Here is a 20099-nt window from a genome sequence, read left to right as displayed (position 1 = left end):
GCCGTGGAATCCGCGCTCTACAACCTCTCGACGCTGGAAGCCCTCGGCGTCGGGGCGGGCATCGGCGGCGGCGCCGCGCTGCTGATCGCGGCGATCCGGGGCTTCCCGGCCAAGGCCGAGCCGGCCGCGCGCCGCGACGCCGGCGACCTCATCAGGTTCCTGTCGACCCGGGCCGCGGCCGCCACCGTGGCCGGCGCGCTGGTGCTGGCCGCCACCCGCTGGCCGACCGCGGCCGTGGCGGCCGGCGTGCTGATCTTCTTCTGGAACCAGCTGTTCGGCGGCCTGGGCGCCGAGCGCGCCGCGCTGGCCCGGGTGGAGGCGCTGGCGAGCTGGACCGAGAGCCTGCGCGACACCATCGCCGGCGCGGTCGGCCTGGAGCAGGCGATCCCGGCCACCGCGCGGGCCGCCGCCCCGGCGATCCGCGAGCACCTGCACACCATGGTGGACCGGCTGCGCGCCCGCATGCCGCTGCCGCAGGCCCTGGAGTATTTCGCCGACGACATGGACGACGCCTCGGCCGACCTGGTGATCGCCGCGCTGATCCTGAACGCCCGGCTGCGCGGCCCCGGCCTGCGCGAGGTCCTCGGCGCGCTGGCGCAGTCCTCGCGCGAGGAGGTGGACATGCGGCAGCGGGTGATGGCCCAGCGCAGCTCCACCCGGCGCAGCGTGCAGATCGTGGTCGCGGTCTCGGTGGCGGTGGTGCTGGGCCTGGCGATCTTCAACAAGTCCTTCGTCGAGCCCTACGGCACGGTCACCGGCCAGCTGGTGCTGGTGCTGGTGATCGCGCTGTTCGCGGCCGGCTTCTTCTGGCTGCGCCGGCTGTCCTCGATCGAGACCCCGGCCCGGTTCCTGCAACGGGCCCGCGGCCCGGTGGTGCCCGAGCAGCGGGGCGGTGAGCCGCGATGACCTATCAGGTACTGGCCGGGGCGCTGGTCGGGCTGGGGCTGTTCCTGTTCATCAGGGCACTGATCCCGAGCAAGCCGGACCCGATGCAGGCCGTGGCCCGCATCGACGCGCTGCGGCAGCAGACCACGTTCGCCCCGCACACCGCGGCCGAGCCGCCCCGGGGCCTGGCCAAGATGCGCCAGGACCTGGGCGTCTCGGTCAACGAGTTCTACCTCCGCCAGGGCTGGCAGATCCGCTCGATCCGCGCCGACCTGGCGATCCTGGACCGCTCGGTGGAGCAGTTCCTGGCCACCAAGCTGCTGCTGGCGGCGCTGGGTGTGGTCTTCGGCCCCTTCGTCTTCGCCGCCTTCTACCTCATCGGCCTGCACCTGACGCCGACCATCCCGGTCTGGCTGGCGCTGCTGTTCGGCGCGGTGTTCTTCCTGCTGCCGGACATGGAGGTGAAGGGCCAGGCCGCGGACAAGCGCCGGGACTTCCGCCGGGTGCTGGGCGCGTACCTGGACCTGGTGGCGATGAACCTGGCCGGCGGCCGCGGGCTGCCGGAGGCGCTGATGTCGGCGGCCGAGGTGTCCGACGGCTGGGCGCTGCGCCGGATCCGCGACGCCCTCACCGACGCCCGGGTCACCGGGATCACGCAGTGGAACGCGCTGTCCCAGCTCGGCGACGAGCTGGACGTCGACGAGCTCAAGGACCTGGGCGCGGCCCTGGCCCTGGTGGCCGAGGACGGCGCGAAGGTGCGCGAGTCGCTGGCCGCGCGCGCCGAGACGATGCGGCACCGCGAGCTGTCCGAGATCGAGGGCGCGGCCGGCGCGAAGTCGCAGTCCATGCTCGTGGCGCAGATGCTGCTGTGCGCGGGCTTCATGGTTTTCCTCCTGTACCCGGCCATGGCGCGGGTCATGGGTTCTATCTAGGAGAGACGCGAAAGATGAAAGCTCAGGTCGTCACCACCGAGTACGCGGACCTGTTCCCGCTCCAGCCGTGGCAGCACGTCGTCCGGAGCGCCGCGCAGGCCCCGGCCGCCGGCACCGTCCCGGTCTCTGTCTCCGTCGACGGCGGTTCGGGGTCGGCCGCGGCCGACGCCGCGCCGCGCAAGGCCTCCGACCGCGGCGCGTCCGCGGTCGAGTGGGTCGTCATCACCGGCATCGTGGTCGCGATCGTCGCCGGCGTCGGCTGGGGCATCAGCCAGGCCATCAGCAAGAAGGCCGACCAAGCCTGCAACAAGATCAACAATGCCGGGAGCCTGAACGCCTCAGGCGGCACTGTCTCGACCGACGGCGACGGCTGCGCGAAGTAGCCGGCGGCGGGGAGCGGACGAGCGGCGAGGAGCGGCGGCAGTCGGATGGCCGACGACGCGGTGGAGACGGAGACGGAGACGGGGTCGCGCGGCGAGGGCCGGCTGCGCGACGACCGCGGCATGACCGCGATCGAGTTCGTCCTGCTCACCCCGCTGCTGTTCCTGCTGCTGATGCTGACCGTGCAGTTCGCGCTGTATCTGTTCGCGAAGCAGGCCGCGACCGCGGCGGTCCAGAACGGCGCGCGCACCGCGCGCGAGGAGGCCGCGGCGAACGGCTGCGAACAGGCCACGGCCGCCTGGCCGCAGCACGCGATCGAAGCGGTCACCGGCCGGGCCAAGGACCTCGGCGGCCAACTGGTGGTCGATCCGGTGGTGAAGACCGCGTTCACCCTGGATCCGCAGCTGAACGCGGACTGCAAGATCTCGCTCGTGACAGTGTCGCTGCACTCGAACGTGCCGTCGGTGTTCCCGGGTTTCGGGCTGACGATCGACGTGCACTCCGGAGGTCCGCTGGAGCAGCCGGTGAGGCACCCGTGACGGCGCGGCGGGCCACGGACGCGGGCGTCTCCTCCGTCGAGGTCGTGCTGCTGACCCCGCTGATCGTCATGATGATCCTGCTCATCGTCTCGCTCGGCGTGATGGTGAACGTCCGCAGCGAGGTCGCGGGCGCCGCCCGGGACGCCGCCCGTGCCGGATCGTTGCAGGGCAACGGCACGGACGCGGAGCAGCAGGCGCGCAGCGCGGTGCTGGCCGACCTCGGATCCCGCTGTGCGGGCCAGCCGACCGTGACCAGCGCCTATGTGCCGCCGAACGGCACCGGCGGGGGCTACTACCAGGTGACCGTGTCGTGCACCGTCGACATGTCAGGGTTCGGTGTCTTCGGCGCGCATCAGACCTATACCAAGACCTTCTCCTCGCCGATCGACCCGTTGCAGCACTTCGAGCCGGGTCCGGTGCCGACCACCACGTACGCCCCGCCGACCGACCAGCCGGCTCCGACGAACACCCAGTTCACCACCGCGACCTGGGACTCGCCGACCCCGCCGCCGTCGACTCCCACGACTTCCACGACGTCGTCGGCTCCGACGACGCCCGCCTCCACGGCCGGTGTCCCCACTCCGACCACCCCTGCGGGGCAGTGATGAGTACCCGGCGGGAGCGACTGCGCGCGGCCCTGCGCGACGATCAGGGCTCGCTGAGCATGGCCGTGGTGATCTGGGCCCCGGTGGTCGTGGTGCTGATGGCGTTCCTGGTGGACGTCGGACTGCTGATCTCGGACCGCACCGACGCCTCGGACCTGGCCGACCAGGCGGCCCGCAAGGTCGCGCAGAACGTCGACCAGGGCTGGCTGAAGACGCACAACGTCCGGAGCCTGAAAGGCGAGAACCCCGGGATCATGGTGGACGTCGATCCGACGACCGGGGACTGCGTACCGATCGCCCGGCAGTATCTGGTCGACAACGGGATTCAGGACGCGACGATAACGGCCTGCCGGGTCGACGGGAACCCGACCGAGCAAGACCTTTACGTCAATCCACGGATAACAGTCACACTACGAATGCAGTACAAGCCGCTGTTCGTCGGGTTCGCCCTCAAAGGGGACAGTACTGTCACCGCGACGGGCACGGCCACACCTGTGATACCGAAGTAGGGAAGGGGGCGCGATCACATATGGCACGCAACGATTCGGACCGACAGTACCTCGCGCCGCAGGGTCAGCCGCAGGGCGGCCCGCAGCAGGCACCGCTCGTCCTGAAACGCCGCCGCAGCCTCGGCGACGTCTTAACCGGCCTGGCCGCACTGTTGGCACTGCTGGTCCTGGTGATCGGGGTCCCGCTGGCCCTGGCCTACTTCATCGGCTGGCCGCTGCCGCACTCGATGCCCAAGGGCAACCTGCTGAACGCGAAGATCGACACCAAGACCTTCACCAACGTGCTGGCGGTGCTGGTCTGGCTGGCGTGGGCGCAGTTCACCGCGTGCGTCGTCGTCGAGGCGGTGGCCGCCGCGCGCGGCATCGGCATGCCCGGCCACGTCCCGCTGAGCGGCGGCAGCCAGCTGCTGGCCCGCCAGCTGGTGGCGGCAGTGCTGCTGATCACCGCCTCCGCGGCGTCCTTCGCCCCCGGCCTGTCCGCGCTGGGACGCACCCACGACGACGCTCCCGCGAAGGCCACGACCGTCGCGACCCAGGTGATCCAGCACGGCACCCGCGCCGACCGCCCGGCCCCGCCCGGGGGCGCCCACGCCGGCGCCCACCGCTCGGCGGCGTCCATCGACACGCGGGCGGCGGCGAACACCGCCTCGACCGCGAGCAAGGGCGCGACGAAGTTCTACCGCGTGCAGCCGCCGGCCGGCCGGCACCACGACTCGTTGTGGGAGATCGCGCAGCGGCACCTCGGCGACGGCCGCCGCTACCAGGAGATCTACGACCTCAACAAGGACCGGGTGCAGCCGGACGGCTCGACGCTGACCAAGGCCTCGCTGATCCGGCCCGGCTGGATCCTTGAGATGCCGGGCGACGCGGTCGGCGGCGAACTGGTCGGCGACCCCGCGCAGACTCCGGCGGACTCCGGCGCGCCGTCGCACGGCGGCGCGGCGGTGCAGCAGACGACGCAGAACACCCAGACCCCGCTGCTGGCCTCGGCACCGACCGGACCGCACGGCGCGCCGGCGGGCGCGTTGGACGCGGGGCCGGGCGGATCCGGGGGCTCCGGCGGTTCCGGCCCGCTCGGCAGCACGACCGGCGGCACGACCGGCGGGGGGATCGGCAGCACGACCGGCGGCGGGACGGCCGTGGCAGCCGCCTTCACCGGCGCGCACGGAGCCCACGGCGCTCACGGCGCTCACGGCGCCCCGGCCGGCGCACTGGACGCCGCCGACGGCCAGTCCGGCGGCTCGGGCGACGGATCCGACGTATCGCAGACCACGAACCTGGCGGCGCCGCTCAGCGCGGCCGGCGCCTCGCTCAGCCACATCGCCGACGACCTGGCGAACCTGGCCGGGGGCCCGGGCGGGCGCGCGGACGCGGCGACCATCATGGTCGGCTCGATCGGTCAGAGCCCGCACACGTTCCAGCAGGCACCGGGCGCGCCGAACGCACCCAGCACACCGAACACCGTCAGCATCCCGCTGGGGAGCCAGGTCGCGGCCGCCCCGGACGCCCAGGCGCCCACCGGCGACCAGTCGCCGTTCCGACTGCCCTACGAGCTGGTCACCGCACCGCTGCTGGCCGCCGGCCTGCTCGGCGCGCTGGGCCGCGGCCGGCGCCGGCAGCTGTGGAACCGGGCCCTGGGCCGCCGGCTCAGCGGTCCGGACGCGGCGGCGGCCGGCGCCGAGGAGGCCATCCGGCTCGGCGCGGGGACGGGCGAGGTGCGGTTCCTGAACCGCGCACTGCGCGAACTGTCGGCGACGTTGCAGGCCGCCGACCGTCCGCTGCCGCCGGTGCAGGCCGCGAACCTGACCGCCTCCGGGCTCGAACTCCGGATGGCCGCCCCGGCCTTCGAGGCGCCGGCGCCCTGGCACACCCGCCCCGACGGGCTGGCCTGGTTCGTCGGGCGCTCCGCGGTGGGCAAGCTGGACGACGCCGCGGCCGAGGCCGCGGTGGCGCCGTTCCCGGGCCTGGTGACGGCCGGCCTGCACACCGGACCGGTCGGCCCGAACGGCCCGGTCCGGGCACTGGTGGACCTGGAGGCGGCCGGCGGCGTGATCGCGGTCGGCGGCGACCCGGCGGCCCGGCGCGCGGTGCTGGCGGCGATGGCCGTGGAACTGCTCACCAACACCTGGTCGGACCGGATGACGGTGACCCTGGTCGGCTTCGCCGGCGACCTGTCCGCGCTGGCCCCGGGCCGCGTGCACCAGACCGCGACCCTGGAGGAGGTGCTGCCCGGGCTGGCCACCGAGCTGGCCGAGCGGCGGCGCGGCCTGCGGGAGGCCGGACTGGACTCGGTGCTGAGCGGCCGGCTGGGCATGGTCGGCGGCGCCGGCTGGCCCCCGCACTTCATCATCAGCGCGGCGCCGACCGCCCCGGAGACCCTGGCCCGGCTGGCCGAGGTGATCGGGCAGCCGGCCCGGCTCGGCATCGGCTACCTGATCGCCGGGGAGGTGCCCGGCGCGGCCTGGCAGGCCGCGGTCGAGGCCGCCGGCCGGCTCCGGATCCCGGCGCTGGAGCTGGAGGTCGAGGCGCAGCGGCTGCCCGACGACCAGTACCAGGCGGTGCTGAACCTGTTCACCGCCACGCAGGACCTGCTGGGCGAGCCGATCGAGCCGCTGACCGCCGAGGCCGCGGAGCTGGAGGCGCGGCTGCGCCTGACCCCGACGGTGTCGGTGCGGGTGCTCGGCGACCTGGAGGTCACCGGCGCCTACGGCGAGCTCGACGCCGACCGCGTCGGCCCGGTGGCCGAGGCGCTGACCTTCCTGATGCTGCACCGCGACGGCGTGCATCCCCGGGTCCTGACCTCGGCGCTGTTCCCGCGCGGCGCGGCCGGCGACGTCGCGGACCAGGTGCTGCACCGGCTGGGCACCTGGCTCGGCGTGGCGCCGGACGGCTCGGCGAACCTGGTGAGCCTGCCGGACGGCCGGCTCACCGTGTCCCCGAGCGTGCGCAGCGACTGGGAGATGTTCCAGAACCTGCGGGCCCTGGCCGACCAGGACCCGCGCTATCAGGACCCGAGGAACCGCGACCAGCTGCTGGGCCAGGCCCTGGGCCTGGTGCGCGGCCCGCTGCTGGCGCACCGCGAGGCCGGGCGCTACGGCTGGCTGGCCTACGAGTCGCTGGAGACCGAGGTCCCGGCGCTGGTCGCGGACACCGCCGTCGAGCTCTGCGACCTGCGGCTGACGCTGGCCAACCCGGAGGGCGCCGTCGACGCGGTGCGCAGCGGCATGCGCGGTTCGCCGGCCGACGAGGAGCTGTGGCGGGCCCTGCTGCGCGCCACGCACGCCACCGGGGACCTGGGGCGGCTGCGCGAGGTGGTGGAGACGCTCCAGAAGCAGACGAAGGCTGTCCACGGCGGCCGGGGCCTGCATCCGAAGACCGAGGCGCTCGTGGACGAGCTGTTCCCGACCTGGCGGGAGGCGGTGGCGGTCGGGGCCTGAGCCCGGACCGGCCCGCGCCACGCCGCGCTACGACACGACACGACACGACGAAACGCAACGCGACACGACGAAACGCGACGACGCGAAGCCATAGACGACAACGGGGGAATCGAAGGTGGTGCTCATGAAGCGGAACCGGGTGAACAAGGGGCTCATAGCCGTTCTCGGCGCGGGTCTGCTGCTGGCGGCGGCGGGTTGCTCCAGCAGCCAGAAGCCGGCCGATCTGGGCGCGCCCGCCGGCGCGGCGAACACCGCCACCAGCGGCCCGGCGAGCGGTTCGGCGACCGGCACGTCGGGCAGTCCGACGACGACCGCGTCCAGCTCCACCAGCGCCGCCGGCTCGTCCAGCGCCCCCGGCGCGGCGGCCGCGCCGAAGGCGGTCGCCACCAGCTCCGCCGGATGGTCGTACCAGGCCAGCGTGCCGGGCGACCCGAGCATCGCCGCGGCGATGACGGCCTTCCAGAACTACACGGCCGTCATCCACGACATGGGCGTGAAGGCCCACGACAGCAACGACCTGGCCAAGTACGCGGACGGCACGGTGCTGTCGCTGATGAACGACTTCGTGGCGCAGGAGCGGCGGCTCAGCGTCAACCAGCAGGGCACCGAGACCGTGAAGGTCACCGACGCGAAGCTGGACAGCGCCGCCAAGCCGCCGGTCGTGACGATCACCACCTGCACCGACGACACGAAGTTCTTCCTGGTCTTCGCCACCGGCGCCAAGAAGGGGCAGCCCGCCCAGACGCCGAACAAGACCGCGTATCCCAATGTCTACAAGGTCCACCTGGGCGCTGACGGCAAATGGCGCGTCAACGCCGTGACACCGGAATCGAAGAAGACATGCTGAACGCATCGGTACGACGGCTGCACGCCCTGACCGCGGTCGTGGCCCTGGTGGCCGCGATGCTGACGGTGACCTTCGCCAACGCGCCCGGCGCCCGCGCGGACGACTGCCAATGGGTGCTGGGCTCCAACGGCCAGCAGACCTGCGTCTTCGGCGGCGACCAGGGCGGCGGCGGAGGGGGCGGCAAGGGCACCGGGGTCAGCATCGACTGCAACTCCGGCGGCACCATCGTCTACAAGGGCAAGACCTACGCCTGCTCCTACCACGAGTGGACCTTCAGCGGCGGCTGCTACATCACCCCGATGGTGCCGCAGCCGCCGCTCGACGACCCGCACTGGGGCAGCTACGACCCGGCCACCTACCGCATGCAGTGGGAGGACTGCGACCACTTCCCGCCGCAGTACGCCGGCGCGGTCGAGATCGCGGGCCCCTGCGTCGGCTACTGCGCGGGGCCGAACCCGGTGGAGCGCATCACCAACGAGCTCCAGATCACGATGCCCGACCTCGGCATGGCCCCGCCCGGCAAGCCCAAGGGCGGCACCGGGCCGACCGCCATCGGCTACATCAACACCAACATCTGGCTGTGGACGAAGAACCTCGACACCTCGACCCAGAGCCGCTACGCCGGCAACGTCAGCGGCGTCCGCACCTTCGTCTCCGCCGACTGGAAGATCCTCAAGGGCGGCGCCGAGGTCAGAACCCCCCTGCACTGCACCTCGGACTACGAGTACACGCCGGACAAGGGCGCCGCCGCCTCCCCGGACCCGGACTGCGGCTTCACCTTCACCACCCCGGGGGACTACACGATCGAGGTCACCACCTCGTGGACGCTGGTCATCACGCAGAACGGCGTCCCGGGCGCGCCGCAGCCGATCACGAGCACCGCGAACACCGCGACCATCACCATCCAGGAGGGGCAGACCACCAACGGATGAGCGCCCGACGCGCGCGCAGTCACGGCGTCCCCTGATATCACTGAAGCAGCCGGCGTACACCGGACCGGACGCGGAAGGAGTCGCCGTGACCGCTGCCGACGAACGCCTGTGGCGCCCCAGGCCGCCGTTGCCGCTGGAGCGGCTGACGGTGTGGCTGACGGCCGCGGGGCGGCCGGCCACGGTGCGCGATCCCGCGCTCGGGCCCGGGATCTACGTCATCGCCTCCACCACCAGGAGCAGCGACGCCGCCGACGCGCCCAGCGGGGCGCGACCGGCCGCGCCGAAGGCGGCGGACGCGGTGCTGGCGCTGGTACCGCCGCACCACGGGCTGGTGATCGACAAGGCGTCCGCCGATCCGGTGGCGATCCAGGCCGGGGAGGTGGACCAGCTGCGGCCGCGGCCGATCCCGTTCGGGACCGAGGCGGACGTCGTGTTCCATCTGCCGCCGCCGCACGTGGTGGACTACCTGGCCGGGATCCGGCGGGTCGGGAAGCCGGCCGGGGCCGGCCGGATCACCGCCACCTGGACGCTGTTCCCGGACAGCGTGCCCGCGCTGCTGCTGATCGTGAAGCCGGCCCGGAACGCCGACGGGCCCGCGGCGCTGGACGCCGTCTACCGCGCCGTGCAGGACTTGGCGCCGCCGGAGGCGGTGCGGGTCATCGACGCCGGCACGCTGAGCCGGGGCCAGATGTTCCGGACGCTGAGCGGGCAGCGGCTGGTCGAGTCGCCCGCGCCGGATCCGGACCCGTACGCCGTCTGGCCCGCGTCGGGCCCGGGGACGGATCCGCGGCTGCGGCGGCGGACGGACCCGGGTGCGGGTGCGAGTGCGGGCGCGGGGAGCGGGAGCGGAGGCGGAGGCGGCCCCGCGAACGGAACCGGAAACGGAACCGGCAAGCGCCCGATCAACGGCCGGACGCCGTTCAACCTCGCACTGGCGATGTTCGGCTCGGTGTTCGGCGCGTTCGTCGCGACGCTGCCCCGGCAGTTCTCGCTGTCGTCCTCGGCCGGGTTGCCCGTCGTCATCGTCGGGGTCCTGATCATCGTGCTCTTTGTCGGCCTGGCCCTGTACGACTTCTTCCGCCGGGAGCCTTGAGCGATCCTCCAGCGGTGGTCCGGTACGATCACTGATCACGTGCGCTCGCCGGGACGCAGGGAACAGATCCACCGGAATCCACTTTCGAGTGAAGAACCCCTGATTTTCACCTGTTATCAAGCGAAAAGCCGTCCCGGGCGGATACGGTGGAGCAGTCGCGCCGCACACAGCGTGCACGCCGACGAGTCCCTCCCGCATGCCTGCCCGTCTTGGCTACAGTGGCATCCATGCCGAACCGGGGGACCGTCGCACCGGCCAGGGCCGCCGCCACCGCAGTCGCGGCGGCCCTGGTCTGCGCTGTCTGCGCCTGCTGCGCAGCCTGTGGAAGCAGCGCCGGCTCGCCGCCGGGCCAGCTGACGAACAGCGCCGCCGGGTCGACCGCCGGCGCCGGCTCGGGCTCGGGCTCCCGCAGTGCCGACGACCTGTCCCCGGGCGGCGCGCCGCTGTCGCAGCCCTCGTCGGCGAACCCGGCCGGATCCTCGTCGCAGGGTTCGGGCCGGGAGGCCGGGTCGATCAACGACTCGCCGGCTCCGGCGTCGAAAAGCTCGGCGAAGCCGCCGACGGGCAGCACCGGCAAGGCGCAGCCCAGCACGGCGCCCAAGCCGACGGCCACGCCGCCGAGCACGCCGCACAGCAGCACCAGCTCGCCGTCGCCCACCGGACCGGTCATGGGCTCGCGGTCGGGGGGCACCTCGACCGTGCCACCGCCGTCGATGTCCACGCGCTGACGGACGGTTTCCATGCGCTGAGGGCCGGTGTCCGCGCGCTGAGGGCCGCGGCGCCCGGCCATCGGCACCGGAAAAGACCAAGGGCCCCGGTCATCGACCGGAGCCCGCGACCGCGTCCGCGATCAGCCTTCGAACTTGTACCCCAGACCCCGCACCGTCACCAGGTGCACCGGCGTGCCCGGGTCCGGCTCGATCTTCGCGCGCAGCCGCTTGACGTGCACGTCCAGCGTCTTGGTGTCGCCGACGTAGTCCGCGCCCCACACCCGGTCGATCAGCTGCATCCGGGTCAGCACCCGGCCGGAGTTGCGCAGCAGCATCTCCAGCAGCTCGAACTCCTTCAGCGGCAGCTCCACCGGGCGGCCGTCGACGGTGACCTTGTGCCGGTCCACGTCCATCCGCACCGGGCCGGCCTCCAGCGCCCCGCCGTCCGGCTCGTCGCTGGCCGCCTGGCGGCGCAGCACGGCGCGGATCCGGGCCACCAGCTCCCGGGCCGAGAACGGCTTGGTGACGTAGTCGTCGGCGCCCAGCTCCAGGCCGACCACCTTGTCGATCTCGCTGTCCTTGGCGGTGAGCATGATGACCGGGACGTTGGACTTGGCCCGGATCTGCCGGCAGACCTCGGTGCCGGGCAGCCCGGGCAGCATCAGGTCCAGCAGCACCAGGTCCGCGCCGTGCCGGTCGAACTCCTCCAGCGCCGCCGGGCCGGTGTCGGCGACCGCCACCTCGAAGCCCTCGTTGCGCAGCATGTAGGACAGGGGGTCGCTGATCGAGTCCTCGTCCTCGACCACGAGTACACGGGTCACTTCGGGGTCCTCCCACTTGGTATGTACATGGTTTGCGTGCTCATCCGGCGCGGGCCAGATCGCGCTCCTCGACGCAGACCGGCAGCTTCAGGGTGAAGGTGGACCCGTTCCCCTCGGAGGACCACACCGTCACCTCGCCCCCGTGCGTCGCGGCGATGTGCTTCACGATCGACAGGCCCAGCCCCGTGCCGCCGGTGGCGCGGGACCGCGCCGGGTCGACGCGGTAGAACCGCTCGAAGATCCGCTCCAGGTCGCGCTCCGGTATCCCGATGCCCTGGTCGGTGACGGCGATCTCGACCAGATCGCCGGCGCGCTTGACGGTCACCGCCACCCGGGTCTCCTCCGGGGAGTAGTTGACCGCGTTCTCCACCAGATTGCCCAGCGCCGCCGCCAGCTGCGTCCGGTCGCCGCGCACCGCGACGTCCTCCTCGGCGTCGGCGACCAGCTCGATCCGGCGCGCCCCGGCGGCCTCGTAGCTGCGGTCCAGCGCCTCGGCCACCACCGCGGCGACGTACACCTTGTCCGCCGAGGCGGCCAGCGGGGCGTCGATCTGCACCCGGGACAGGTCGATCAGGTCCTGGATCAGCGAGGTCAGGCGGTGCGCCTCCTGCTGCATCCGGGCGGCGAACCGGCGCACCGCCTCCGGGTCGTCGGAGGCCGACTGCACGGCCTCGGCCAGCAGCGACAGCGCGCCGACCGGGGTCTTCAGCTCGTGCGAGACGTTGGCCACGAAGTCCCGCCGCACCTCGTCCACCCGCCGGGCCTCGGTGCGGTCCTCGACCAGCACCAGCACCAGGGTGGCGCCCAGCGGCGCGATCCGGACCGTGGAGTGCAGGGTGGAGCTGGCGCCGTGCGGCAGGTCCATCTCGACCTGGCGTATCTCCCCGTCCCGGCGCACCTGCCGGGCCAGGTCCAGCAGCTCGGCCGAGGTCAGGCTGCGGGCCTTGACCAGGCCCATGGCGTAGGCCGCCGGCGAGGCCTTGACCACGGCGTCGCTGGCGTCGAGCACGACGGCCGAGCTGCGCAGCACCTGCAGCACGGCGGCCACGCCGGGCGGCACCGGGTCGTCGTTCGGCGGTTCGGGTGGACCCACGCGCTCCCTCTCACTGAACCGGAAGGCCAGTGCCCCGCTGACCCCGGTACCCAGACCGATCAGCGCGGCCAGCCCGGCGGTCGCAGCATTGACGTTCACATCCCCAACAGTAAAGGCGTGGAACACCGCCAACACTCCCACGGATCATTCCGCCGCACCCAGGTGGCCAAGAGTTCACTTTCCAGACCCCGTCGATTCACCGGAGGCATTGGCGCGGGTTGCCTGGACGGACCAGAGTAGGGTCCGTTCGCACAGCCGACGACCCAAGCAGCGACGACAGGAGCGGTAACCCCATGCGCGACGCCTTCCACGAGGAACTCGACTCGATCAGCGGGAGCCTGGTCGAGATGACGCGGCTGGTCGGCTCGGCGATGGCACGCGCCACCACCGCGCTGCTGGACGCCGACCTGACCCTCGCCGAGTCCGTGATCGCCGCCGACGACCAGGTCGACCAGCTCCAGCACGCCCTGGACGACACCAGCTTCGACCTGCTGGCCCGGCAGCAGCCGGTGGCCGGCGACCTGCGCACGATCATCACCAGCCTGCGGATGAGCGCGGACCTGGAGCGCATGGGCGACCTGGCCCGCCACGTGGCCAAGGTGGCCCGCCGCCGCTACCCGCAGTCCGCGATCCCCCCGGAGCTGCGCGGCACCATCGTCGAGATGGGCTCGATCGCCGAGGAGCTGGTCGCCAAGGTCGGCAGCATCATCGCGGCCCGCGACGTCGAGGCGGCCCTGGCCCTGGAGGCCGAGGACGACGAGATGGACCGCCTGCACCGCAGCCTGTTCAAGTCGCTGATGGACGACAAGTGGAAGCACGGCACCGAGACCGCCGTCGACGTGACCCTCTGCGGCCGCTACTACGAGCGCTTCGCCGACCACGCCGTGTCGGTGGCCAAGCGCATGGTCTTCCTGGTGACCGGCGAGCACCCGGACCCGACCACCTGACGGACGGCGCCCGGGCGCGACTGGGGGTGCGCGCCCGTGACTGGGGCGCCCACCCACGACCGGGGCGCACCGACGAACAGCGGTGGACCGACGAACAGCGGCGACACGCCGCCGGCCGGGGGGTCGGCGGCGTGTCGCCGCTGTTCGTCGGGCTGGTCGGCGCTTCGGTCGGGGCTTGGTGCTCCGGCTCGGCGCTGGCTCGGCTCGGTCTTGGTTTCCGGTTCGGTCTTGGTTTCCGGTTCGTCAGGTCATCGGCGCGGCCTGCTCTCTGCCCAGTTTTGCCTCGGCTCAGCGCTGCTCCGGCTGAGTGCTGTTTTGCTTTTGCTTCGGCGGTGCTCCGGCTCAGCCCTTCTCCAGCGCCAAATAGCGCAGGTAGGCGTCCAGGTCGCCGGGGTTCCCGTCGGTCCGTGCCCGGGCTTCGGGCCGGGTCCGTACCGGTCGGTCGCCGGCGGCATGCGACAGCCAGACCGCCTCGCCGCGGGTGAGGCCCGGCAGGACCTTCTCGATCTCCTGCACCGTTCGCGCCGGGAGGCTTCCGCGTAGCGTCCAGGTCGCTGTGCCGCCTTCCGAGGCCTCGATCTCGGCCTCGTGGGCGATCAGCGCGGACAGCACCGGGGACACCGTGTCGGCCGGGATGTCGAGCTCGAAGGCGTGGCACGGTTCGTGGACCGTGGTCCTGGCCGCCGCCAGTGCCCGCATCAGTACGAACGGTGCCAGCTTCCGGTAGTCGCCCGCGACGCTCGTGACCGAGCAGAAGCCGCTGTGGACCATGGTCACCGCCACGTCGGTCACGGCCCAGCCGTCCAGGCCCTGCTCCAGTGCGTGGAGTACGGTCTCCTCGGTGGTGCGGTGGAACACCGGCGGGAGCGCTCCGAGCTCGGTCTCGTAGCGGAAGACCCGGCCGCTCCCCGTCGGTCCCGGTTCGACCCGGAATCCGAGCGTCGCCCGGAAGCGGGTGCTCGGGTAGTGGTTCATGTCCTCCCGGTGCTCGCCGACGCCGATCGGGCGCTCGGTGTAGACCGTTCGGCTCGCCTCGAACACGGCCTCGACGCCGTACTCCTCGGCCAGCGTGGCCGCGATCACCTCTTTCTGGACCTCGCCGTACAGCAGTACCGAGCTCTCGCCGCCGGGTCGTGCGCGCGTGTTGATCAGCGGGTCCTGATCGGCCATCTCGACCAGCGCGGCGTGCAGGCGGGTCGCGTCGCCGTCGGCCGCGCGGACGACGGTCTCCAGGCTCGGGGTCGCGAAATCGGAGCGGACCGCGGCCGTCGACCGGCCCTCGGGGTCGTCCCCGAACCGGTCGCCGACCTGGAGGCCGCCCAGTCCTCGGATCCTGGCGATGTCCCCCGGCCCGGCCACGCCGGCGCCGCCACCACTAGCACCGCCACCGCCAGCGTCCCCACCGCCACCAGCACCAGCACCAGCTCCCCCGCCCCTCCCACCCCCGGACCCCCCGACACCCACCACCTCCAAACCCGTAACCGTCCCGTACTCCGTTCGGTCCCTCGCCCGCAGCACCCCGTCGTGCACCCGCACGTAGGCCGTCTTCTCCCCCGCCCGCCCGCGCTCGATGGCGAACACCGTGCCCCGCAACGCCGCCTCGGCGTCCCCGCCGGCCCGGGGCAGCAGCTCCCGCACCCCGGCGATCAGCTCCCCGACCCCGACCCCGGTCATCGCCGACCCGAAGTACACCGGATACGCCTCGCCCCGCGCGGTCTGCGCCGCCAGCGCGGCCCACAGCTCCCGCTCCCACAGCTCCCGTTTTCCCAGCTCCCGCTCCCCCGGCACCCGGTCCTCGACCAGCGCCGCGAGGATCCCGTCGTCGCGCTCGGCCAGCCGCTCGGCCGCGTCGCCGTCGGCCAGCGCCGCCGGCCGCACCACCGCGGTCCTGGTCCCCACCCCCTCGACCGCGCTCACCGCCACGGCCGCGGGAGTCAGCAGCCGGCGCACGTCCGCCAGCAGCTCCGCCTCCCGGGCCCCGACCCGGTCGACCTTGTTCACGAACAGCAGTGTCGGCACCCGCAGCCGCCGCAGCGTCTTCATCAAACGCCGCGTATGCGCCTGCACGCCCTCGACCGCGGACAGCACCAGGACGGCGCCGTCCAGCACCCCCAGCGCCCGCTCCACCTCGGCGACGAAGTCGGAGTGCCCGGGGGTGTCGATGAGATTCACCCGTAGGTCGCCGACCTCGAAGGCGGCGACGGCGGACTTGATGGTGATCCCGCGGCGGCGCTCGATCTCGCCGCGGTCCGTCTGTGTGGTCCCGGCGTCCACGCTGCCGAGCCGGGCGATCACGCCGGTCTCGAAAAGCAGACGCTCGGTCAGGCTGGTCTTACCCGCGTCGACATGCGCGAGGATCCCGATGTTCACGGTAGGCACGATGGGTTGCGACCTCGAAGACTCGATCCATGGGGGAAACGGAGAATTCGAAGCGTCGGCGCATGCCCGTGCCCTTCCTCGTGAAACGACAGTGCCGCCGCGCAGACTCGCACGGCGGCACCGGTACAGCAACTGGTTTTGGCGCGGGGCTACTTCTTCCCCTGATTCTTCACAGCCTCGATGGACTCCGCCGCCGCCTCCGGGTCCAGGTACTCCCCGCCGGCCGCCGTCGGCCGCAGGTCCGCGTCCAGGGTGTAGAGCAGCGGGATGCCGGTGGGGATGTTCAGGCCGGCGATGTCCGCGTCGGAGATCCCGTCGAGGTGCTTCACCAGCGCCCGCAGCGAGTTGCCGTGGGCGGCGATCAGTACGGTGTTGCCGACCCGCAGGTCCGGCACGATCGCGTCGTACCAGTACGGCAGCATGCGCCCGACGACGTCCTTCAGGCACTCGGTCCGGGGGCGCGCCTCGGTCGGCAGGGCCGCGTAGCGGGCGTCGTGGAACTGCGAGTACTCGTCGTCGTCGGCCAGCGGGGGCGGCGGCACGTCGTAGGAGCGGCGCCAGAGCATGAACTGCTCCTCGCCGAACTCGGCCAGCGTCGCGGCCTTGTCCTTGCCCTGGAGCGCGCCGTAGTGCCGCTCGTTGAGCCGCCAGCTCCGCCGCACCGGGATCCAGTGCCGGTCGGCCGCCTCCAGGGACAGCTGCGCGGTGCGGATGGCGCGCTTCTGCACCGAGGTGTGGACCACGTCCGGCAGCAGGTCGCGCTCGCGCAGCAGCTCGCCGCCGCGCACGGCCTCGGCCTCGCCCTTCGGGGTGAGGTTGACGTCCACCCAGCCGGTGAACAGGTTCTTCGCGTTCCACTCGCTCTCGCCGTGGCGGAGCAGGATGAGACGGTATTCGGCGGTCATGCGGCCAGCCTACTTGGGCGCTTCGTCCGAACTCTCGTCGTGGGCCCCGGGTGTCCGCTCGATGAGATGCCGGAAAGCCGCCAGGTTCGCCAGCGACTCCCCGCGCGCGGTCCGCCACTCCCACTCGCGCCGGATCGCCGAGGCGAAGCCCAGCTCCAGCAGCTGGTCGAAGGACGAGTCGGAGGCCGCGACCGCCTCCCCGAGCAGCTGGTCCACCACCGCCGGGGTGATCTGCGCCAGCGGCAGCCGGCCCACCAGGTAGACGTCGCCCAACCGGTCGAGCGCGAAGGCCAGCGACCCCAGGCGGGTGTTGCGCTCCAGCAGCCAGCGGTAGACGCCCTCGTGGTTCTCGTCCGGGCGGCGGGCCACGAACGCGTTCAGCGACAGCGTGTGGTCGCCGACCACCAGCGAGCAGGTGGTCCACAGCTTGTGCTCGCCGGGCAGCCGGACCACGAACGAGCCCTCGTCGGGCCGCTCGGGCTCCAGGCCGGCGTCGGCCAGCGCGTCCAGCACCGCCGCGCGCGCGGCGGCCTTGAGGCCTTCTCGATCACCACCCATGATGCCGAGCCTATTGCCCGGCGTAGAGCTCGCTAACCCGGGCCAGCCGCAGATCCTCCATCGAGTCGCTGTAGACCTGCGCGGTGGCGGCGGCGGTGGCCGCCCACCCGAACCGGGCGGCGTGCCGCACCGCGAAGGCGCCGTACTCCCCCAGCATCCGCGGCGAGTCCAGCAGTTCGGCGACGGCGGTCGCGTAGTCCGCCGGGTCGTGCCCGGCCACCAGGGTCCCGGACTGACCCCCGGCCACCGCCGTGGCCAGGCCGCCGACCCGGGCCGCCACCACGGGCGTGCCGCAGGCCTGGGCCTCGATCGCGACCAGGCCGAAGGACTCGCTGTAGGAGGGCACCACGGCGATGTCGGCCGCCCGGTACCAGTCGGCCAGCCGGGTCTGGTCCACCGGCTTGACGAACCGCACGACGTCGGCGATCCCGAGCCGCCGGGCCAGCCGGTGCAGATGGGTGGGCTCGGCCAGCCCCGACCCGCTGGGCCCGCCGACCACCGCGACCACCAGCTTCTCCCGCCGCGCCGGATCCCGGCCGATCAGCTCGGCGGCGGCGCGCAGCAGCACGTCCGGCGCCTTCAGCGGCTGGATCCGCCCGACGAACAGCAGGACCGCCGCGTCCTGCGGCAGGCCGACCATCTTGCGCGCGGCGAGCTTCCCGCCGGGGCGGAACCGCTCCAGGTCGACGCCGGGATTCACGGTCGACACCCGCAGCGGGTCGGCGCCGTAGAGCCGGACCAGCTCCGAGGCCTCCTGGTCGGTGTTCGCGATCAGCCGGTCGGCGGCGTCCACCACCTGGTCCTCGCCGACCAGCCGGGCCGTGGGCTCGGGGTCGTCGCCGAGCGCCAGCGCGGCGTTCTTCACCTTGCCCAGGGTGTGCATGGAGTGGATGAGCGGGACGCCCCAGCGCTCCTTGGCCAGCCAGCCCACCTGGCCGGAGAGCCAGTAGTGGGAGTGGATCAGGTCGTAGTAGCCGGGCTCGTGCATGGCCTCGGTGCGCAGCACGCCCGAGGTGAAGGCGCACAGCTGTCCGGGGAGGTCCTCCTTGGACAGGCCCTCGTAGGGGCCGGCTGTGACATGTCTCACCAGCACGCCCGGGGCCAGGTCCACGGCCGGCGGCAGCGCGCCGGTGGTGGCCCGGGTGAAGATCTCCACCTTGATCCCCAGGTCGGCCAGCCGCCGGGACAGCTCCACGATGTAGACGTTCATCCCACCGGCGTCACCGGTCCCCGGCTGGTGCAGCGGGGAGGTGTGCACGGACAGGAGCGCTACACGCCTGGGCAGCGTTTCCACGGCGCGCTACCTCCTCCATCGGGGTTCTACGGGAAGACCGACGGCAAAGGGCCGCCAACGTCACAACAGCGGACCGTCGGCGGCGCATTCCCGGAGCCGCCGGCGGCGGCCCGGAACCACCCCGCCGATGGTCCGATCGTCGGACGACTTTACGTGGCTCGGCGGCGGGAGAAAAAAGACGTCCGGGAAAAATGAGGAGAGCGAGGGGAGAAAAGAGAAGCCCGACCCCGCATACCGTGCACGCGGGGACGTGAACGGAACGGGGCCGGGCAGGCGCGCGGGTCTGCACTCGCACACCGCCGAGGGTCGGGCTCCCTCGGAGGGCTCTAAGCGTCGCATGTCCGATGTCAAAGCCACGTAAGGAGAATGCCTACATCTCGACTACACGCCGTGTTGGGCGGCGTGAGCTGCGGAAACCGCGCGCAAATTGGGTGACAGCACCGAACGCCGCCTACGTCGTCACAGCTCCACGCGGCAGGAACGAGGCGGTCACGAGGTCGCGCACCGAACGACGGCACTCCTCGTCGCCGAGCATCGCCGCCGAGTCGGGATCGCCGTGCCGGTGCATCGCGAACCATGCCACAGTCTCGATGACGAAGCGCGCGGCGACCGCGACGTCCGGCACCGGCCGCAGCAGACCGGCCTCGATCCGGGTCCGCAGGTAGCCGCCGAGCAGTTCGAGCAGGCCACGGCGGGTGTCGACGTAGTACCACTGCGCCAGCTCCGGCAGATCCTCGGAGCAGCGGGCGAACAGCTGGAGCACCACGCGGTTGCCCTCGACGAAGCCATAGACGCCGTCGACGACCTGGCCGAGCTCGACCTCGGCGGCGGCCCGCGAGCCGGCCGGGGGCCGCGCGAGCAGTTCGGCCACCGGCTCGAATCCGCTGCGAGCCGCGGCCCAGTCCCGGAGAAGCGCCACCACCTTGTCCGGCGACGGGGCGGTGACCGGCGGCGTCAGCGCGTCGACGGCCGCTGGGTCCAGCACCCGCAGCAACGCCAGATACAGCAGCGCCTGCTTGCTGTCGGCATAGGTGTAGACGGCGCCATGGCTGAGCCCCAGCGCCTTGGCCACATCGGAGATCCCGGCGGGCCGGAAGCCCTTGGCCGCGAAGACGCGGACCGCGGCGTCCGCCACCTCGCCCAACGGCCGGGCCGGGAGTCGTCCGCGCATGGCACGAACTTAAAGTGACCGACCCGATCGGTCAACGAACGCCGCCGGTCGGCGGGTCGGA

The 20099-nt window shown here is 72.6% G+C and carries 19 protein-coding genes; 11 read left to right on the top strand and 8 right to left on the bottom strand.

Features of this window, described 5'->3' with window-relative positions; translation table 11 throughout:
• The first annotated feature begins 3 nt into the window (after positions 1–3).
• From ABD481_RS02035 to ABD481_RS01990, 10 genes are all read left to right on the top strand, one after another.
• Positions 4–906 (top strand): type II secretion system F family protein, encoded by a 903-nt coding sequence (locus ABD481_RS02035; RefSeq protein WP_344663732.1) that lies wholly within the window; start codon positions 4–6, stop codon positions 904–906.
• Positions 903–1817 carry a type II secretion system F family protein gene (locus ABD481_RS02030; protein WP_344663731.1) on the top strand — a complete coding sequence of 305 codons (915 nt, stop codon included), beginning with the start codon at positions 903–905 and terminating at the stop codon, positions 1815–1817. The genes ABD481_RS02035 and ABD481_RS02030 overlap by 4 nt, the downstream gene beginning before the upstream one ends.
• A 14-nt stretch (positions 1818–1831) precedes the next feature.
• Entirely contained in the window at positions 1832–2200 is a 369-nt protein-coding gene (locus ABD481_RS02025; RefSeq protein WP_344663730.1) for a Flp family type IVb pilin, read from the top strand.
• 45 nt (positions 2201–2245) lie between these two features.
• Positions 2246–2737 carry a TadE/TadG family type IV pilus assembly protein gene (locus ABD481_RS02020; RefSeq protein WP_344663729.1) on the top strand — a complete coding sequence of 164 codons (492 nt, stop codon included), beginning with the start codon at positions 2246–2248 and terminating at the stop codon, positions 2735–2737.
• Positions 2734–3342 (top strand): TadE family protein, encoded by a 609-nt coding sequence (locus ABD481_RS02015; protein ID WP_344663728.1) that lies wholly within the window; start codon positions 2734–2736, stop codon positions 3340–3342. The genes ABD481_RS02020 and ABD481_RS02015 overlap by 4 nt, the downstream gene beginning before the upstream one ends.
• Positions 3342–3851 carry a Tad domain-containing protein gene (locus tag ABD481_RS02010; protein ID WP_344663727.1) on the top strand — a complete coding sequence of 170 codons (510 nt, stop codon included), beginning with the start codon at positions 3342–3344 and terminating at the stop codon, positions 3849–3851. Before ABD481_RS02015 ends, ABD481_RS02010 begins: the two co-directional genes overlap by 1 nt.
• A 20-nt stretch (positions 3852–3871) precedes the next feature.
• Entirely contained in the window at positions 3872–7288 is a 3417-nt protein-coding gene (locus ABD481_RS02005) for a BTAD domain-containing putative transcriptional regulator (RefSeq protein WP_344663726.1), read from the top strand.
• A 124-nt stretch (positions 7289–7412) separates the two neighbouring features.
• Positions 7413–8135 (top strand): hypothetical protein, encoded by a 723-nt coding sequence (locus ABD481_RS02000; protein ID WP_344663725.1) that lies wholly within the window; start codon positions 7413–7415, stop codon positions 8133–8135.
• Positions 8129–9067 (top strand): hypothetical protein, encoded by a 939-nt coding sequence (locus tag ABD481_RS01995; RefSeq protein WP_344663724.1) that lies wholly within the window; start codon positions 8129–8131, stop codon positions 9065–9067. Before ABD481_RS02000 ends, ABD481_RS01995 begins: the two co-directional genes overlap by 7 nt.
• A gap of 85 nt (positions 9068–9152) precedes the next feature.
• On the top strand, positions 9153–10160 hold the full coding sequence (locus ABD481_RS01990) for a hypothetical protein (RefSeq protein ID WP_344663723.1): 1008 nt from the start codon (positions 9153–9155) through the stop codon (positions 10158–10160).
• Positions 10161–10266: 106 nt separating this feature from the next.
• Here ABD481_RS01990 and ABD481_RS01985 read toward each other — a convergent pair whose 3' ends face one another.
• The 3 genes from ABD481_RS01985 to ABD481_RS01975 form a co-directional block, all read right to left on the bottom strand.
• Entirely contained in the window at positions 10267–10881 is a 615-nt protein-coding gene (locus tag ABD481_RS01985; protein WP_344663722.1) for a hypothetical protein, read from the bottom strand.
• Positions 10882–11010: 129 nt separating this feature from the next.
• Positions 11011–11691, bottom strand: coding sequence for a response regulator transcription factor (locus ABD481_RS01980; protein WP_015796763.1), 681 nt, complete (start codon positions 11689–11691; stop codon positions 11011–11013).
• 40 nt (positions 11692–11731) lie between these two features.
• Complete coding sequence (locus ABD481_RS01975; RefSeq protein ID WP_344663721.1) at positions 11732–12883, bottom strand: sensor histidine kinase; 1152 nt, start codon at positions 12881–12883, stop codon at positions 11732–11734.
• 194 nt (positions 12884–13077) lie between these two features.
• Between ABD481_RS01975 and phoU the strand changes: the two genes are divergently transcribed.
• Entirely contained in the window at positions 13078–13731 is a 654-nt protein-coding gene (phoU, locus tag ABD481_RS01970; protein WP_344663720.1) for a phosphate signaling complex protein PhoU, read from the top strand.
• 342 nt (positions 13732–14073) lie between these two features.
• On the opposite strand, the gene ABD481_RS01965 is transcribed toward phoU, so the two are convergent.
• The 5 genes from ABD481_RS01965 to ABD481_RS01945 form a co-directional block, all read right to left on the bottom strand.
• On the bottom strand, positions 14074–16110 hold the full coding sequence (locus ABD481_RS01965) for a GTP-binding protein (protein ID WP_344663719.1): 2037 nt from the start codon (positions 16108–16110) through the stop codon (positions 14074–14076).
• 149 nt (positions 16111–16259) lie between these two features.
• Positions 16260–17015: a phosphoglyceromutase gene (locus ABD481_RS01960; RefSeq protein ID WP_344663718.1), complete on the bottom strand. Its 756-nt coding sequence runs from the start codon at positions 17013–17015 to the stop codon at positions 16260–16262.
• 9 nt (positions 17016–17024) lie between these two features.
• Positions 17025–17573: a type III secretion system chaperone family protein gene (locus tag ABD481_RS01955; protein WP_344663717.1), complete on the bottom strand. Its 549-nt coding sequence runs from the start codon at positions 17571–17573 to the stop codon at positions 17025–17027.
• Between the two features lie 10 nt (positions 17574–17583).
• Positions 17584–18867, bottom strand: a complete 1284-nt coding sequence (gene mshA / locus ABD481_RS01950; RefSeq protein ID WP_344663716.1) for a D-inositol-3-phosphate glycosyltransferase — start codon at positions 18865–18867, stop codon at positions 17584–17586.
• Between the two features lie 451 nt (positions 18868–19318).
• Positions 19319–20038 (bottom strand): TetR/AcrR family transcriptional regulator, encoded by a 720-nt coding sequence (locus tag ABD481_RS01945; RefSeq protein ID WP_344663715.1) that lies wholly within the window; start codon positions 20036–20038, stop codon positions 19319–19321.
• Positions 20039–20099 lie beyond the last annotated feature (61 nt).

This window comes from Catenulispora yoronensis, assembly GCF_039531695.1.
Classification (GTDB): domain Bacteria; phylum Actinomycetota; class Actinomycetes; order Streptomycetales; family Catenulisporaceae; genus Catenulispora; species Catenulispora yoronensis.
Note: the sequence above shows the minus strand (reverse complement) of the source record. Positions and strands in the feature narration are given on the sequence as shown.

What these genes read in the sequence shown, in the direction of transcription:
- ABD481_RS02020 (WP_344663729.1), top strand. Translation starts at nt 2,246, where the DNA reads ATGGCCGACGACGCGGTGGAGACGGAGACGGAGACGGGGTCGCGCGGC.
- ABD481_RS01995 (WP_344663724.1), top strand. Translation starts at nt 8,129, where the DNA reads ATGCTGAACGCATCGGTACGACGGCTGCACGCCCTGACCGCGGTCGTG.
- ABD481_RS01955 (WP_344663717.1), bottom strand. Translation starts at nt 17,573, where the DNA reads ATGGGTGGTGATCGAGAAGGCCTCAAGGCCGCCGCGCGCGCGGCGGTG.
- ABD481_RS02030 (WP_344663731.1), top strand. Translation starts at nt 903, where the DNA reads ATGACCTATCAGGTACTGGCCGGGGCGCTGGTCGGGCTGGGGCTGTTC.
- ABD481_RS01960 (WP_344663718.1), bottom strand. Translation starts at nt 17,015, where the DNA reads ATGACCGCCGAATACCGTCTCATCCTGCTCCGCCACGGCGAGAGCGAG.
- ABD481_RS01945 (WP_344663715.1), bottom strand. Translation starts at nt 20,038, where the DNA reads ATGCGCGGACGACTCCCGGCCCGGCCGTTGGGCGAGGTGGCGGACGCC.
- ABD481_RS02025 (WP_344663730.1), top strand. Translation starts at nt 1,832, where the DNA reads ATGAAAGCTCAGGTCGTCACCACCGAGTACGCGGACCTGTTCCCGCTC.
- ABD481_RS02005 (WP_344663726.1), top strand. Translation starts at nt 3,872, where the DNA reads ATGGCACGCAACGATTCGGACCGACAGTACCTCGCGCCGCAGGGTCAG.
- phoU (WP_344663720.1), top strand. Translation starts at nt 13,078, where the DNA reads ATGCGCGACGCCTTCCACGAGGAACTCGACTCGATCAGCGGGAGCCTG.
- ABD481_RS02000 (WP_344663725.1), top strand. Translation starts at nt 7,413, where the DNA reads ATGAAGCGGAACCGGGTGAACAAGGGGCTCATAGCCGTTCTCGGCGCG.
- ABD481_RS02010 (WP_344663727.1), top strand. Translation starts at nt 3,342, where the DNA reads ATGAGTACCCGGCGGGAGCGACTGCGCGCGGCCCTGCGCGACGATCAG.